The 14,663-nt window shown below is 65.7% G+C and carries 18 protein-coding genes and 2 tRNA genes; 12 read left to right on the top strand and 8 right to left on the bottom strand.

The window, feature by feature from the left end; translation table 11 throughout:
* Positions 1 to 30: 30 nt before the first annotated feature.
* The 6 genes from QZM35_RS12665 to QZM35_RS12640 all read right to left on the bottom strand — a co-directional run bounded on the left by QZM35_RS12665 (position 31) and on the right by QZM35_RS12640 (position 4,486).
* Complete coding sequence (locus QZM35_RS12665) at positions 31 to 825, bottom strand: cystine ABC transporter substrate-binding protein (RefSeq protein ID WP_039358847.1); 795 nt, start codon at positions 823 to 825, stop codon at positions 31 to 33.
* 100 nt (positions 826 to 925) lie between these two features.
* On the bottom strand, positions 926 to 1,963 hold the full coding sequence (locus QZM35_RS12660) for a quinone-dependent dihydroorotate dehydrogenase (RefSeq protein WP_021161559.1): 1,038 nt from the start codon (positions 1,961 to 1,963) through the stop codon (positions 926 to 928).
* Positions 1,964 to 2,061: 98 nt separating this feature from the next.
* The gene (locus tag QZM35_RS12655; protein WP_089425267.1) at positions 2,062 to 2,892 is read right to left on the bottom strand and encodes an arginyltransferase; all 831 of its coding nucleotides are present in this window, start codon (positions 2,890 to 2,892) and stop codon (positions 2,062 to 2,064) included.
* A 33-nt stretch (positions 2,893 to 2,925) separates the two neighbouring features.
* A complete protein-coding gene (gene aat, locus QZM35_RS12650; RefSeq protein WP_069247864.1) occupies positions 2,926 to 3,690 on the bottom strand; it encodes a leucyl/phenylalanyl-tRNA--protein transferase in 765 nt (254 codons plus the stop codon).
* An 11-nt stretch (positions 3,691 to 3,701) separates the two neighbouring features.
* Positions 3,702 to 4,247 (bottom strand): NUDIX hydrolase, encoded by a 546-nt coding sequence (locus QZM35_RS12645; protein ID WP_089425269.1) that lies wholly within the window; start codon positions 4,245 to 4,247, stop codon positions 3,702 to 3,704.
* A 162-nt stretch (positions 4,248 to 4,409) separates the two neighbouring features.
* A tRNA-Met gene (locus tag QZM35_RS12640) sits at positions 4,410 to 4,486 on the bottom strand.
* Between the two features lie 199 nt (positions 4,487 to 4,685).
* On the opposite strand from QZM35_RS12640, the gene QZM35_RS12635 reads away from it, so the two are divergent.
* The 3 genes from QZM35_RS12635 to QZM35_RS12625 are packed head-to-tail and all read left to right on the top strand — an operon-like array spanning position 4,686 to position 6,711.
* Positions 4,686 to 5,183 carry a heme-degrading domain-containing protein gene (locus QZM35_RS12635; protein ID WP_301776049.1) on the top strand — a complete coding sequence of 166 codons (498 nt, stop codon included), beginning with the start codon at positions 4,686 to 4,688 and terminating at the stop codon, positions 5,181 to 5,183.
* Positions 5,184 to 5,186: 3 nt separating this feature from the next.
* Positions 5,187 to 5,525, top strand: a complete 339-nt coding sequence (locus tag QZM35_RS12630) for a multidrug efflux SMR transporter (RefSeq protein ID WP_039358831.1) — start codon at positions 5,187 to 5,189, stop codon at positions 5,523 to 5,525.
* Positions 5,526 to 5,556: 31 nt separating this feature from the next.
* Positions 5,557 to 6,711: an enoyl-CoA hydratase/isomerase family protein gene (locus QZM35_RS12625; RefSeq protein WP_301776048.1), complete on the top strand. Its 1,155-nt coding sequence runs from the start codon at positions 5,557 to 5,559 to the stop codon at positions 6,709 to 6,711.
* A gap of 118 nt (positions 6,712 to 6,829) precedes the next feature.
* On the opposite strand, the gene QZM35_RS12620 is transcribed toward QZM35_RS12625, so the two are convergent.
* A complete protein-coding gene (locus QZM35_RS12620) occupies positions 6,830 to 7,258 on the bottom strand; it encodes a hypothetical protein (RefSeq protein WP_301776047.1) in 429 nt (142 codons plus the stop codon).
* A gap of 341 nt (positions 7,259 to 7,599) precedes the next feature.
* On the opposite strand from QZM35_RS12620, the gene ssuD reads away from it, so the two are divergent.
* From ssuD to QZM35_RS12575, 9 genes are all read left to right on the top strand, one after another.
* Entirely contained in the window at positions 7,600 to 8,757 is a 1,158-nt protein-coding gene (ssuD, locus tag QZM35_RS12615; protein ID WP_089425272.1) for an FMNH2-dependent alkanesulfonate monooxygenase, read from the top strand.
* Positions 8,758 to 8,774: 17 nt separating this feature from the next.
* A complete protein-coding gene (gene ssuC / locus QZM35_RS12610; protein WP_039358823.1) occupies positions 8,775 to 9,587 on the top strand; it encodes an aliphatic sulfonate ABC transporter permease SsuC in 813 nt (270 codons plus the stop codon).
* The gene (locus QZM35_RS12605) at positions 9,584 to 10,543 is read left to right on the top strand and encodes an ATP-binding cassette domain-containing protein (RefSeq protein WP_089425273.1); all 960 of its coding nucleotides are present in this window, start codon (positions 9,584 to 9,586) and stop codon (positions 10,541 to 10,543) included. Before ssuC ends, QZM35_RS12605 begins: the two co-directional genes overlap by 4 nt.
* A gap of 57 nt (positions 10,544 to 10,600) precedes the next feature.
* On the top strand, positions 10,601 to 10,816 hold the full coding sequence (locus QZM35_RS12600; RefSeq protein WP_006476104.1) for a molybdopterin-binding protein: 216 nt from the start codon (positions 10,601 to 10,603) through the stop codon (positions 10,814 to 10,816).
* A gap of 142 nt (positions 10,817 to 10,958) precedes the next feature.
* Positions 10,959 to 11,156, top strand: coding sequence for a hypothetical protein (locus QZM35_RS12595; RefSeq protein ID WP_089425274.1), 198 nt, complete (start codon positions 10,959 to 10,961; stop codon positions 11,154 to 11,156).
* A 55-nt stretch (positions 11,157 to 11,211) separates the two neighbouring features.
* On the top strand, positions 11,212 to 11,457 hold the full coding sequence (locus tag QZM35_RS12590; protein WP_089425275.1) for a hypothetical protein: 246 nt from the start codon (positions 11,212 to 11,214) through the stop codon (positions 11,455 to 11,457).
* Positions 11,458 to 11,587: 130 nt separating this feature from the next.
* Positions 11,588 to 12,574, top strand: a complete 987-nt coding sequence (dusA, locus tag QZM35_RS12585) for a tRNA dihydrouridine(20/20a) synthase DusA (RefSeq protein ID WP_071334403.1) — start codon at positions 11,588 to 11,590, stop codon at positions 12,572 to 12,574.
* A gap of 57 nt (positions 12,575 to 12,631) precedes the next feature.
* Positions 12,632 to 12,707, top strand: a tRNA-His gene (locus QZM35_RS12580).
* A 76-nt stretch (positions 12,708 to 12,783) separates the two neighbouring features.
* Positions 12,784 to 13,518 carry a hypothetical protein gene (locus QZM35_RS12575; RefSeq protein ID WP_301776046.1) on the top strand — a complete coding sequence of 245 codons (735 nt, stop codon included), beginning with the start codon at positions 12,784 to 12,786 and terminating at the stop codon, positions 13,516 to 13,518.
* A gap of 22 nt (positions 13,519 to 13,540) precedes the next feature.
* Here the strand turns inward: QZM35_RS12575 and QZM35_RS12570 are convergent, their stop codons facing one another.
* Positions 13,541 to 14,662 carry a hypothetical protein gene (locus tag QZM35_RS12570; protein WP_301776045.1) on the bottom strand — a complete coding sequence of 374 codons (1,122 nt, stop codon included), beginning with the start codon at positions 14,660 to 14,662 and terminating at the stop codon, positions 13,541 to 13,543.
* Position 14,663 lies beyond the last annotated feature (1 nt).

Below are 14,663 nucleotides of genomic sequence, written 5' to 3'. Positions count from 1 at the left end.
CCCGCCGTCAGGCGGGAAATGCAGGCGTGCTTACTTGATCGGCTTCGTCACGTCGATGCCGAACCACTTGTCCGAGATCTTCGTGAAGGTGCCGTCGGCCTCGAGTTGCGCCATCGCGTCGTCGATCGCCTTCTGGAACTTCGGGTTGCCCTTCTTGAACGGGATGCCCGACGGGTTCGCCGAACCGACGTTCGCGCCCGGGCGCAGCGGCAGTTGCGAGTTCTTCGTCAGGTACGCGAGCATCAGGCGGTCGTTGAGCGCCGCGTCGAGACGGCCGGCCGCGAGATCGCGCAGGTACTCGGGCGCGCCCGGGTACGTCTTCACGTCGATGCCCGGCACCGACTTCGCCATGTCCATGTAGTTCGTGCCGAGCGCGACGCCGAGCTTCTTGCCCTTCAGGTCTTCCAGCGACTTGAAGTCACGCGTGTCGTCCTTGCGCTGGATCAGCTGCGCGGACGAGTACGTGTACGCCGGCGAGAAGTCGAGCGTTTCCTTGCGCTTGTCGGTGATGCCGACCTGGTTGGCGATCACGTCGAACTTGCCGGCCTGCAGGCCCGCGATGATGCCGCTCCATTCGGTCGTCACGAATTCGGCCTTCACGCCGAGCTTCGCGGCCACGGCCTTCGCGATGTCGACGTCGAAGCCGACGAGTTCGCCTTGCGGGTTCTTCGAGTTGAACGGCGGGAACGTGCCTTCGAGGCCGACCCGCAGCGTGCCGCGTTGTTTCACCTGGTCGAGAAGGTCGGCCGCATGCGCGGTGGCAGCGGCGAACGACGTGCCGATCAGGCCGGCAACCAGCAGCTTCTTCAGCAGCGCAATTTTCATCGTGTGTTTCCTTGCCCTGTCCGGGTCATTGATTCTGATATCGAGGCCAATGATAGCAAAAATGCAATCGACCTCTAAATATCGTTTGTTTATGGCTATATTACGCGGTGCGTTCGCGGGCGACGGCCTTCACGCATTCCGCGACGAGCGCGGGACCGCGGTAGATGAACCCCGTGTAGAGCTGCACCAGCGCCGCGCCGGCTGCGAGCTTCGCCCGGGCATCCTCGCCCGAGAAAATGCCGCCGACGCCGATGATCGGCACTTCGCTGCCGACTTCGGCGTGCAGCTTGCGGATCACTTCGTTCGACGCGTCGAACACGGGGCGGCCGGACAGGCCGCCGGCTTCGTCCGCATGCGGCAGGCCCTGGACAGCCGCGCGCGACAGCGTCGTGTTGGTGGCGATGACCGCCTCGATCTTGTGGCGCAGCAGCGTGTCGCCGATTTCCTTGACCTGTTCGTCGTCGAGATCGGGCGCGATCTTCAGCGCGAGCGGCACGAGCTTGCCGTGCAGGTCGGCGAGGCGCTGCTGCTTGTCCTTCAGCGCCGCGAGCAGTGCGTCGAGCTCGCCCGCACCCTGCAGCTGGCGCAGGTTCTTGGTGTTCGGCGACGAGATGTTGATCGTCACGTAGCTCGCGAACGGGTACACGCGCTCGAGGCAGTACAGGTAGTCCTCGGCGGCGCGCTCGATCGGCGTATCGGCGTTCTTGCCGATGTTCAGGCCGAGGATGCCGCGATAGCGGGCAGCCTGGACGTTCTTCACGAACTGGTCGACGCCGTGGTTGTTGAAGCCCATCCGGTTGATCAGTGCTTCGGCCTGCGGCAGGCGGAACATCCGCGGGCGCGGGTTGCCGGGCTGCGGGCGCGGCGTGACCGTCCCGACCTCGATGAAGCCGAAGCCGAGCGCCGCGAGGCCGTCGATGGCCGCGCCATCCTTGTCGAGGCCGGCCGCGAGGCCGACCGGGTTGCGGAACGTGAGCCCCATCACGGTGCGCGGCGCGTCGGGCACGCGAGCCGACAGCGCACAGGCAAGGCCCGTGCGGCCGGCCGCGCCGAGCGCGCGCAGCGTGAGGTGGTGAGCGTCTTCCGCATCCATCTTGAACAGGGATGCGCGGGCCAGCGGATAGAGGGAACTGAACACGGGAATTGGGCGGACAGCCGGAATGAATGACAACCCGCTATTTTACCGGGAGTTGGGCGGCAGGGGCGCGCTTCGCTTCGTCACCCCCGCGGCGCGCGTCAGCCCGAGCCGGAATGCCCGCCCGGCAACGGCGCACGGGCCAGCGCCGCATCGACGGGCGGCAGGTCGATCCGTTCCGGATCGAGTATCTTCCAGCGGCCGTCGATCAGCCCTTCGAGCGGGTGGAAGTTCGCCTTGTAGGCCATCTTCGGACTCTCGCGGATCCAGTAACCGAGGTACACGTAGGGCAGGCCGAGGCTCTTCGCCTGCTCGATCTGCCACAGGATGTTGTAGGTGCCGTAGCTCGTGTGCCGGTCGTCGGGCTCGAAGAACGTGTAGACGGACGACAGCCCGTCGCCGAGGATGTCGATCATGCTGACCATGCGCAGCTTCCCGGGCTCGCCGCCCGGGGCGTCGAGGTCGCGGAATTCGACGAGGCGCGAGTTGATCCGGCTCTGCAGCAGGAATTGCTCGTACTGGTCGCGGCTGTCGCGATCCATGCCGCCGCCCGCGTGGCGCGCGGACTGGTAGCGCATGTAGAGCGCGTAGTGCTCTTCGTCGTAGTGCAGCGGCGAAACCGTCGCGACCAGCGTGCGATGCCGCTTCCACATCCGGCGCTGCGTACGCGACGGCGCGAACGCGGCGACGGGGACGCGCACCGGCACGCAGGCACGGCAGCCGTCACAGTACGGACGATACGTGAAGACGCCCGAGCGCCGGAAGCCGGCCTTCACGAGCTCGGTGTAGATGTCGGAGTTGATCAGGTGGCTCGGCGTCGCGACTTGCGAGCGCGCGACGCGGCCGTCCAGATAGCTGCACGGATAGGGCGCCGTTGCATAGAATTGCAGCGCCGAAAGCGGTGAAAGCGGCAGCTCAGTCGGGTGAGTCATGGGCAGCTCTCGTTGCAGGGAGGGAGTGCCGCGCTAGCGCTCGATCCCGGAGGGGGCCGCTGTTTCGGCGCGGCCCGTCAGCGCGGCGAGCACGCGCTTGTCGAACTGCCACGGAATCGGCGGTTCGGCTACCGCGCTGCGCACGTGAGCGACAAAGGCCTTGCGTGCGATCTCGCGGCCGCCGAGCGACGCTAGATGCGACGTATTCTGCTGGCAGTCTATCATTTCCAGCCCCTGCTCGCGAAGGTGCGCGACGAGCGCGGCCAGCGCGATTTTCGACGCATCGGTCGCGTCCGCGTACATCGATTCGCCGAAAAACATCCGCCCGAACGATACGCCGTACAGGCCGCCGACGCGCCGCCCGTCGTGCCACGTCTCGATGCTGTGCGCGTTGCCGGAGCGGTAGAGCGACGTGTACGCATCGATGATCTCGGCCGTGATCCACGTGCCGCGCTGCCCGCGGCGCGGCGCCTGCGCGCACGCGCGCATCACGCCCGGAAAGTCGTGGTCGACGCGCACTTCCCATTCGGGCTCGCGCAGCACGCGCTTCAGCGTCTTGCGCAGCGAAGGCGACACCTTGAATTCGGCCGGCACGAGGATCATGCGCGGGTCGGGGCTCCACCACAGCACGGGCTGGCCGTCCGAATACCACGGGAAGATGCCGCGCAGGTACGCGTCGATGAGGCGCGAGGGCAGCAGGTCGGCGCTCGCGGCGAGCAGCCCGGGCGCGCCGGTCGCGGGACCGAGCGCGCGTTCGATGGGCGGAAACGGATCGTCCGGGCCGAGCCAGGGGACCATGGGGCGGGGGCTCAGCCGTTGCGCAGCGAGCGGAAGATATCGCCGGTGTGCACGCCGTAGTCGCCCGCGGCGCGATCGGCGAAGAAGAATCGCAGGGTCTGGCTGACGGTCGGGAACGCGATTTCGTCCCACGGGATGTCGGCTTCGTCGAACAGCTTCACTTCGAGGCTTTCCTCGCCGGCCTCGAACGCCGGATCGGTGAGCCGCGCGAGGTAGAACAGGTGAACCTGGTGCACGTGCGGCACGTTGAGCAGCGTGAACAGGTTCTGCACCTCGACGCGCGCGCCGGCTTCCTCGAGCGTTTCGCGCGCGGCGGCTTCGGCCGTCGTCTCGCCCATTTCCATGAAGCCCGCGGGCAGAGTCCAGAACCCGTAGCGCGGTTCGATCGCGCGGCGGCACAGCAGGATCTGATCGCCCCAGACCGGAACCGTGCCGACGACGTTGCGCGGATTCTGGTAGTGGATCGTGCCGCAGTGATCGCAGATGAAGCGCTCGCGGTTGTCGCCCGGAGGAATGCGCGCGATGACTTCGTGACCGCAGACGGAGCAGAATTTCATGTCGAATGGAAGGGACGAGGTGATGCGAGTGTATCACCGGGGCGTGGCATTCTTGAACGCCTGCGCGTGCGGGCCGCGTGTCGCGCGAAGCGGGACGGGGCGTGCGGCGGAAAAACAAAAAGCCCGGCGCGGAGCCGGGCTTTTTGCGTAATTCTGGACGGTTGGTTGCGGGGGTAGGATTTGAACCTACGACCTTCGGGTTATGAGCCCGACGAGCTGCCAGACTGCTCCACCCCGCGTCCGTCGAAGAAATGAATTATAAGGAGTAACCCGAATGCGTGCAAGCGGTTTCTGACAATTTCTTGTCGCTGCTTGTGGGGCCGGTACGGCGGGTGCGTGCGCTAGAATCGAGCGGTTTGTTTCGCTTCTTCGACAGCGGGGCCGTGCGCGATCGCTTCGGCGCGCTGTTGCGACTCTCATTACTGTACCGACGGATTCATGGACATCGCTCACGATCTACAATCGATCGGCGCGCAGGAACAGGCGCTCGTATTTCCCCATTTCGACCCGGCCCGCGCATGGGCGCTCGGCAGCCGGATGCACGCGCTCGCGACGTTGCGCGGCCATGCGATCGCGATCGACATCGTCACGTTCGGCCAGCCGCTATTCTACGCGGCGCTGGCTGGCGCCACGCCCGACAATGCCGACTGGGTACGCCGCAAGCGCAACGTCGTCGCCCATTTCCGCCGCAGCTCGTACGCGATCGGCCTGCGCATGCAGCAGGCCGGTGCGACGCTCGCCGACAAGCATGGGCTGCCGATCGCCGAATATTCGCCGCACGGCGGCTCGTTCCCGCTGACCGTCGCCGGTGCCGGCGTGATCGGCTCGATCACCGCGTCGGGGCTGCCGCAGCGCGCGGACCACGAATTCGTCGTCGAGGCGCTGTGTGCCGAGCTCGGCCACGACTACGCCGTGCTGGCCCTCGCAAGGAGCTGAGCGATGCAGCTTCCCGGTTACGCATGGCTCGCGATCGCGATCGTCGCGGAAGTGATCGGCACGTCGGCGCTGCGCGCGGCGGACGGCTTCACGCGCCTCTGGCCGTCGTTGCTGGTCGTGGCCGGTTATGGCATCGCGTTCTACTGCCTGTCGATCACGTTGCGCACGATGCCCGTCGGCATCATCTATGCCGTCTGGTCGGGCGCGGGCATCGTGCTGATCACGCTCGTTGCGATGCTGCTCTATCGCCAGGTGCCGGACTTGCCGGCCGTGATCGGCCTCGGCCTGATCATCGCCGGCGTCGTGGTGCTGAACCTGTTCTCGAAGATGCAGGCGCACTGAGCGTGCGACTGCCATTTGCCGGATGACTCTCATGACCGATTCCACTTCCGCTGCCGTTTCCGCCGAATCCACTCAGCCCGACGTGCGCGCGACTGTCGCGAACCGCATCGGCTTTCTCGAACTGAACCGGCCGAAGGCGCTGAACGCGCTGTCGGTCGGCATGATCCGGCTGATGCAGCAGGCGCTCGACGCGTGGCGCGACGATCCGGAAGTCGTCGCGGTCGTCGTGCACAGCCCGCATCCGCGCGCGTTCTGCGCGGGCGGCGACGTGCGCTTCTTCCACGATGCGTGGCAGCGCGGCGACCGCGATGCGGTCGACACGTTCTTCATCGAGGAATACACGCTGAACCACACGATCTTCACCTACCCGAAGCCTTATATCGCGCTGATGCACGGCGTCGTGATGGGCGGCGGCATGGGGATTTCGCAGGCGGCGCGGCATACGGGCGGCCTGCGGGTCGTGACCGACTCGACGAAGATGGCGATGCCTGAAACCCGTATCGGCCTGTTCCCGGACGTCGGGATGAGCTGGTTCCTCGCACGCACGCCCGGCGCGCTCGGCCGCTATCTCGCCGTGACCGGCGCGACGCTCGACGCGGCCGGCGCGCTGTACGCGCAGCTCGCCGACGTCTATCTGCCCGATGCCGCACTGCCGGCGCTGCTCGATACGCTGCGCAGCGCGCGCATCGACAGCGGCGAGCAGGCGGTCGCGTGCGTGGCCGACGCGGCGGCCGCACACAAGGTCGTGCCGACGCCCGACACGTCGGCGCTGGCCGACGCGCGCGCCGGAATCGACCGGCATTTCGCGCAGCCGGACATCGGCGCGATCCTCGCGTCGCTCGACACCGAGCAGGATTGCGCGGCCGTCGACGGCTGGGTCGAGAAGGCGACCCACGCGATGCGCGAACAGTTGTCGCCGCTGTCGATGGCCGTATCGCTGGAAGTCGTCGAACGTGCACGCGGGGCAACGATGGCCGATTGCCTGCGGCGCGATCTCGATCTCACGCGCTCGACGTTCGCGCGCGGCGACGTGATCGAAGGCGTGCGCGCGCTGATCGTCGACAAGGACCACCAGCCGGCCTGGCGTTTCAAGTCGTCCACCGATATCGACCGCGCGGACGTGCTTGCGATGTTCGACAGCCCGTGGACGCCTGACACGCATCCGCTGCGGAAACTGCAGGACTGACGTCGGTCGGACTGGCCGAAGCGCGCGCTGGAAACGACAAGGCCGCCTGCACGAGCAGGCGGCCTTTTGCATGGGTGTCGACCGGTGGGCGGCGAAGGGTGCAGCGCTTGCCGCCGCGTTATTCGTCGCCTGCGTCGTCCGACATGAACGCGCGCATGAACACGAGGGCGCCGAAGCCCCATACCGCGTTCGCCGCGAAGCCGGCCGTGAGCACGGGCATCATGTTGCCCGACGGCCAGATGCCGCGCAGCGGATCGATCGCGAACACGCGGGCGGCCGTCAGCACGATGCCGCCGAACACCAGCGCGCCGATCCACGAGGCCTCGCGCTCCGGCGAGACGCGCAGCAGCCACGCCATCGGGATCGCGCAGCACGCGCTGATCAGCGCATTCGCGACAAATTCAGGAATGCCGAGCGGCGCGAACGGCTGCGTGGAGAAGCCGGTTGCGGCGATCAGGTCGGCCGTATGAAGGAGGGCGAGCGTGGCTTCGCGGAAGAACAGGGCGGCCAGGAAGCCGGACAGGAATGGCAGGATGACTTTCTGCATCGATGAGTGCACCGCAGGCGCGCACGGCCGGGGCCGTCCGCGCGGAGTTATTCGGATAGGTGCGCCATTATAGGGCCCGCCCGCCGCGATATTCGCTCCAGCGTCGTGCTAATCACGAAAGCGGAAAACCTAAGCTCAAAAAAATCGTTCCAAAGCCCTGCACCGATCCCTAGACTGATTTCCCAGAAACAGCCGTGCAATCGCGTCCTCGCCCGCTGCACGGCCTGACCGGCGAGCCATCCCGATTCGAACGCACACCATGCATGCGCCGCGCATCCGCGACGCGAGCAGGGCGGTGTCTTTTTCAAATTCCGGCAAGGACAGTCAAGCAGGAGCAGCAGATGAATGTGTTCTGGTTTATCCCCACGCACGGCGACAGCCGCTACCTCGGTACGGCCGAAGGTGCGCGCGCCGCGGATTACGATTACTTCAAGCAGGTTGCGGTGGCGGCCGATACGCTCGGCTACGAGGGCGTGCTGCTGCCGACCGGCCGTTCCTGCGAGGATGCGTGGGTCGTTGCATCGAGCCTCATCCCGGCGACGCAGCGCCTGAAATTCCTGGTCGCGATCCGTCCCGGCATCGCATCGCCGGGGCTGTCGGCGCGGATGGCCGCGACCTTCGACCGCCTGTCGGGCGGCCGCCTGCTGATCAACGTCGTGACGGGCGGCGATGCCGCCGAGCTCGAAGGCGACGGCCTGTTCGCGGATCACGACACGCGCTATGAAATCACCGACGACTTCCTGAACATCTGGCGCGGGCTGCTGTCCGCGTCGCACGACAACGGCGGGTTCGACTACATCGGCAAGCATCTGCAGTCGAAGGGCGGCAAGGCACTGTATCCGCCCGTGCAGCGTCCGCATCCGCCGCTGTGGTTCGGCGGCTCGTCGCCGGCTGCGCACGAGATCGCGGCCGATCACATCGACACCTACCTGACCTGGGGCGAGCCGCCCGAGGCCGTCGCGAAGAAGATCGCCGATATTCGCGCCCGCGCCGAGGCGCGCGGCCGCAAGATCAAGTTCGGCATTCGTCTGCACGTGATCGTGCGCGAGACCGAGGACGAAGCATGGCGCGACGCCGAGCGCCTGATCAGCCGCCTCGACGACGAAACCATCGCACGCGCGCAGAAGGCGTTCGCGAACATGGATTCGGAAGGCCAGCGCCGGATGGCCGCGCTGCACGGCGGCAAGCGCGGCGGCCGCGAGGCGCTCGAGGTGTACCCGAACCTGTGGGCCGGTGTCGGCCTCGTGCGCGGCGGCGCGGGCACCGCACTCGTCGGCAACCCGGAGCAGGTCGCCGAGCGCATGCGCGAATACGCGGATCTCGGCATCGAGACCTTCATCCTGTCCGGCTATCCGCACCTGGAGGAGTCGTACCGTTTCGCGGAACTCGTATTCCCGCTGATCAAGGGCAACGGCGCGGCGAAGGCGACCGGCCCGCTGTCGGGCCCGTTCGGCGAAATCGTCGGCAACAGCTATCTGCCGAAAGCGGCCCAGAGCTGAGCGACAGGAGGCCTGCGATGACAACGAAAACGTCGACGACGGGCGCGGCCCTGGCCGCCCGCGCATGGCGCGGCGTCGCGCCGTGGCTCGTGCCGCTCGCGCTGCTGGCGGCCTGGGAAGTCGGCGCGCGCATCGGCTGGCTGTCGACCCGCGTGCTGCCCGAACCCGTGGCGGTCGTGCGAGCGGCCTGGTCGCTCGTGACGTCGGGTGAAATGTGGGCGAACGTGAAGGTCAGCACGTGGCGCGCGCTGTTCGGTTTCGCGATCGGCGGCGGCGTCGGCCTCGCGCTGGGGCTCGCGACCGGCTTGTCGAAGGCGGCCGAGGTCGCGCTCGATTCGACGATCCAGATGATCCGCAACATCCCGGCGCTCGCGATGATTCCGCTCGTGATCCTGTGGTTCGGCATCGACGAGAAGGCGAAGCTGTTCCTCGTTGCGCTCGGGGTGTTCTTCCCGGTCTATATCAACACGTATCACGGGATCCGCTCGGTCGATGCGAACCTGATCGAGATGGCGAAGAGCTACGGCGTGCGCGGCTTTGCGCTGTATCGCGACGTGATTTTGCCCGGTGCGTTGCCGTCGATTCTCGTCGGCGTGCGCTTTGCGCTCGGGCTGATGTGGGTGATGCTGATCGTCGCGGAAACGATCTCCGCGCAGTCGGGCATCGGCTACATGACGATGAACGCGCGTGAATTCCTGCAAACCGACGTGGTGGTGGTCGGCATCCTGCTGTACGCGGTGCTCGGCAAGCTGGCCGACGTGCTGGCGAAATGGCTCGAGCGCGTGACGCTGCGCTGGCACCCCGCTTATCAATCAGGAGCAAAGGCATGAATGCGACGACTTCGGCGGCCGTCTACGGCCCGCTTGCCGGCGCAGACCTCGAGGCCGAGCTGGCGCAGGCGCGTGTCGCGGACGGTGACGCGCGGGACGCAGCGGTTCTCGAACGTGACGCCAGTGCATCCGTCGTTCCGCTCGCGCGGCGACGGCCAGGAAGCCCGGCAACCGACGATGCCGTGACGCTGTCGGGTGTCAGCAAGCGCTTCGGGGCACGCACGGTGCTCGACAACGTCGAGCTCGGCATCGCGCGCGGCAGTTTCGTCGCGATCGTCGGCCGCAGCGGTTGCGGGAAATCGACGCTGCTGCGTCTCGTCGCGGGACTCGAGCAGCCGAGCAGCGGCACGCTCGAAACGCGCGGCGAGGGCGGCGGCGAACTCGATACGCGGATCATGTACCAGGACGCGCGCCTGCTGCCGTGGAAGACCGTGCTGCAGAACGTGATGCTGGGCCTCGGGCGCGGCGCGCGCGACCAGGCACGCGCGGTGCTCGATGAAGTCGGCCTGCTGGAACGCGCGAACGACTGGCCCGCGCAACTGTCGGGCGGCCAGCGGCAGCGTGTCGCGCTGGCCCGTGCGCTCGTGCACCGGCCCCAACTGCTGTTGCTCGACGAGCCGCTCGGCGCGCTCGACGCACTGACCCGTATCGAGATGCACGCGCTGATCGAGCGGTTGTGGCGCGAGCATCGATTTACCGCGCTCCTCGTTACGCACGACGTGCAGGAGGCCGTCGCGCTTGGCGACCGCATCCTGCTCATCGAGCAGGGGCGGGTGGCGCTGGATCAGCCGGTGCCGCTCGACCGGCCGCGCGCCCGCGCGTCGGCCGCGTTTGCGGCGCTCGAGGATCGCGTGCTGAAACGCGTGCTCGCCGGCGGGCCCGGTGCGGCCGACCACGACGCACCGCATGAGGCAGACAACGTTCGACCGGTCGGGCAGATCCGCTGGGCCGTTTAATTCCGGGCGGCAGCGGCCGCCCGTTCTGAGATCTTTTTCTTCGGAGCGATCAACCTGATGAGCATCACTGCAATCAACGTACGTAACCAGTTCAAGGGCAAGGTCAAGGAGATCATTCGCGGATCGGTGGTCTCCGAGGTCGACGTCGAGACGCCGTTCGGCATCGTCACGTCGGTGATCACGACCCGTTCGGTTGACGAACTCGAACTGAAGGTGGGCGCGGAAGTCGTCGCGCTCGTGAAATCGACCGAAGTCTCGATCGCGCGCCTCTGAGCCCGCGTGTGATGCAACGGCGCGGCGCCGCGGGCAACCTGCCCGTTGGCGCCGCCCGGCATTGGCGCAGCGCGTTTGCCTTGGTATTCGACGTCCGGACGAAGTGCTAGGATGGAGCGACACCGATGCCGGAGGCCAACGCATGACCCCCATCCTTTCCCCCGAAGCCATCGAGGCGCTGAAATGGATCGACCAGTTCGGTGAAAGCCGGCCGGTTCCCGCCGTGTTCGACGACGTCGTCTACGCGTTGCTGAACGAGGGGCTGATCTACCAGGCGGCGGCCGACCGGGTCGACCTGACGGCCGATGGCAAGTCCTTTTTATCCGACGAATACGATTGAGCGCACGGCGCCGGCCGCCCGGGCGGCCTGGCGCTGCGTCGCCACGGAGCGTGCGATGGAACCGAGAGGCAGCGACCTCGGCGATTTCAGCGAGCCGTATCGCGGCTTCGAGATCGAGGTGAAGACCGAGCAGGTCTGGGACGGCGAGCATGCGCATTACCGCGTGCTGCAGGGCGATGCGGTGCGGATCGACTGGCGGCTCGTCAAGGTCGACGGGATGCTGCTGACCGAACGGCGCGTGATCGAGCGCGTGCTCGACGAGGCCCGGCGGGCGGTCGATGCGGAGCTGGGCGAGGGGTAGCACGCGTGCCGGGCAGGCATGGCCCGTGTTGCGGTAAAATACCGGGTTGTTTCCGCGCCGCCTGGCCTGTTGCCCGAAATCCATGTCCGTACCGTCTTCACTTCCTCCCCGCCGCGTATCCGTCGCGCCCATGCTGGACTGGACTGACCGCCATTGCCGGTCGTTCCACCGTACGCTGACGCGCGACACGTGGCTGTATACGGAGATGATCACGACGGGCGCGCTGCTGTTCGGCGATGCCCAGCGGCATCTCGCGTTCACGCCGAACGAATCGCCGGTCGCGCTGCAGCTGGGCGGCAGCGAGCGGGACGATCTCGCGCGCGCGGCGAAGCTCGGCGAGCAGTGGGGCTACGACGAAATCAACCTGAATTGCGGATGCCCGTCCGAGCGCGTGCAGCGCGGCGCATTCGGCGCGTGCCTGATGAATGAGCCGCAACTCGTTGCCGACTGCGTGAAGGCGATGCGCGATGCGGTGTCGGTGCCGGTCACGGTCAAGCACCGGATCGGGGTCGATGCGGTCGAGGACTACGCGTTCGTGCGCGACTTCGTCGGTACGGTGGCCGAGGCTGGCTGCGAAACGTTCGTCGTGCATGCGCGCAACGCGATCCTGAAGGGGCTGTCGCCGAAGGAGAATCGTGAGATCCCGCCGCTCAAGTACGACTATGCGTATCAGCTGAAGCGCGATTTTCCGTCGCTCGAGATCGTCATCAACGGCGGTATCACGACCCTCGACGAGGTTGCGCAGCATCTCGAGCATGTCGATGGCGTGATGCTTGGCCGTGAGGCGTATCACAACCCGTACGTGCTCGCGGAGGTGGATACGCGCTTCTACGGGTCGACCGCGGCGGTGCCGACGCGCGAAGAGGCCGAGGCGAAGCTGATCGAATACTGCGCGGCCGAACTGAAGCGCGGGACCTACCTCGGCGCGATCGTGCGGCACGCGCTCGGACTGTATCGCGGCATGCCCGGCGCACGCGGCTGGCGTCGTGTGCTGTCCGACAACAAGAAGCTCGCGCGTGCTGATCTGGCCGTGTTCGACGAGGCGCGCGCGCATCTGAACGAGGCCGAAGAAGTTTTTGAAAAAAAAGCTTTGCAAGATTCAAAAGTGTTCGTATAATCTTGTTCTTCGCTGCTGAAACACAAAAGCAGCGAAGAACAAAAAGCAGTAACAGTGGTGGCTGTAGCTCAGTTGGTAGAGTCCAGGATTGTGATTCCTGTCGTCGTGGGTTCGAGTCCCATCAGCCACCCCAACAAATTCAAGCACTTGCAGCAGAATCAAGCTGACGTGTTACAAATTTTGGAAGATGTAGTTCCAAAATTTGGAAGATGATGAAGCAAAAGCCCGCCATCGCGCGGGCTTTTTTGCGTCCTTCATCCGGGGTTGCTATGGCAGATCAGAGTGCTGAGAAGAAAAGAATGCTGCGCGCATGCCAGCTCGCAGCGGAGATTGCGAATTCGACTTTCGGAAGGAAGCGGCAAACATCAGTGCCTCCCGTACAGATGAAAGTCGCCAACGGTAGCAATCAGCCTCAAAATACTCCACGCGCAGTTTTAGTAAACTGTGAATTCAGCGGTAACGGTCTGGCTGACATTCTCGTTTCCGGCGATTACAACGTGGAGTTGCACGACACAACGTTCCAAGGAAGTGCTTACGGCATTCTTCAACATGACGCTCCTGCGCGTGCGTCTAGCGAGAAAAGGTCGAATAAATTGAAAATTACCCAATCGGGCAACAGCAAGGTTTATGGCAAGGTCGCCGGCGTTTCGGTTGTAGAGAATTCGAGTGCGGAGATTGAGCTGAAAGACGACGCTTCGATTAGCGGAGGTGTTCATGGCATCGAAGAACGATCATCCATAATGGATTGCCTGAGAGCGTCGTTGCCGGTGGGGGTGCCTGTCGACGCGGTCGAAGACGCAATTGCAGAAGTGGCAAAGGTCAAGGGCGGTAGCGACGAGGAGAAGCACGCGGCCGTTCAGCGTAGCCGTCTTTGGGAATGGATCAAGGAGAATGGCGGAGATGTCGCAACTCTCGTGATCAAGGTTGCGACCGCTCTGTCCTGACGAGGTCACCCAGCGCACGGCGTTATCGAGTCGCGCGTACCTTTCTCTGTCGGCGTCGATCGTAAGTCTTTCGAACCATGCGTTCGTCGGCATGTCCTGTCGCATCGATGATGCGATCGTCGCCTTCCTCCTGGCGATCGGTCACGGCTGCCGGCCGCATGTCGCGCAGCGCAAACCGTTCGAACGGTACGCCGCGTGCCGTCGCTTCCATTTCGCAGTACCCCATCAGCCGCGACCAGTTCGTGTTCCACCCGCTGCGCGTGTACACCTGACCGGCAGTGTTGCCGAACACATGAACGCTCGAGGTGCGCTGCAGTGCGAGGGCTTCGTCGATCACCGCCTTCAGTTCTGGCGACCACAGCACAAGCTTCACGCGTTGCTGCTCGCCGGCCTTGCGCTTTCCAATCGGCACTTCGACGCCGTCGGGCTTGATTCCCTGGCGGTGTAGCTCGCGCATCTCGGTCGGCCGGCTCACGGTCAGATAGGCCGCTTTCACGCATAGGGCAAGGATCAGGTACGCGGAGCTCGGGTGCTGGTCGCCGACGCTCCGGCGCGACCGCGCGACTTCCACGGCCAGATCGATCTCATCCTGACGCACGTACCGCTGCCGCGGCCGCGTCGGGTTGTACTCGATACCGCGGCACGGGTTTGTTTCGAGCTCGCCGCGGCGCCGGCCATATTCCAGGATCGCGGACAGGAGGGCGATTTCCTTGTTCGCCTTCGCCGGCGCGCCGAGCTGCGCACGTTTGTCGAGGTAGCCGTAGACGTGCTTCGGCTTGATGGCCGCGGGTGCCATCTTCCCGAAGACCTTGACCAGGCGCTTTGACTCGACGCGGTTCTCGTCCAGAGTCGACTGGGCTTTGCGGCGCTCGTCGGTGTGCGGCAATCCGTCCTGCCATTCGAAGTACCGCGCGACGAGCGCCTCGACCGTGCCAGGTTCGATCGCGTTTCCGTTGAGCGCCTCCGCGCGCTCGATCGCCTGCTTGCGGATCTCGGCGAGTGCTTCTTTGTTGTGCGCTGGCGCCGATAGGCGAAATGCCCAGCGACCGTTCGGCAGCTTGTAGCCGAAGCTGACCTTATGCTTCCCGTAATGGGCGTACAGCCGGAAGGGCAATCCATCCGGCCGTTTGCGTCGTCCGATCATG

Origin of the sequence: Burkholderia sp. AU45274 (assembly GCF_030482505.1) — a bacterium.
Classification (GTDB): domain Bacteria; phylum Pseudomonadota; class Gammaproteobacteria; order Burkholderiales; family Burkholderiaceae; genus Burkholderia.
The sequence above is the reverse complement of the archived record's forward strand: the minus strand, read 5'-3'. Positions and strand labels throughout refer to the sequence as shown.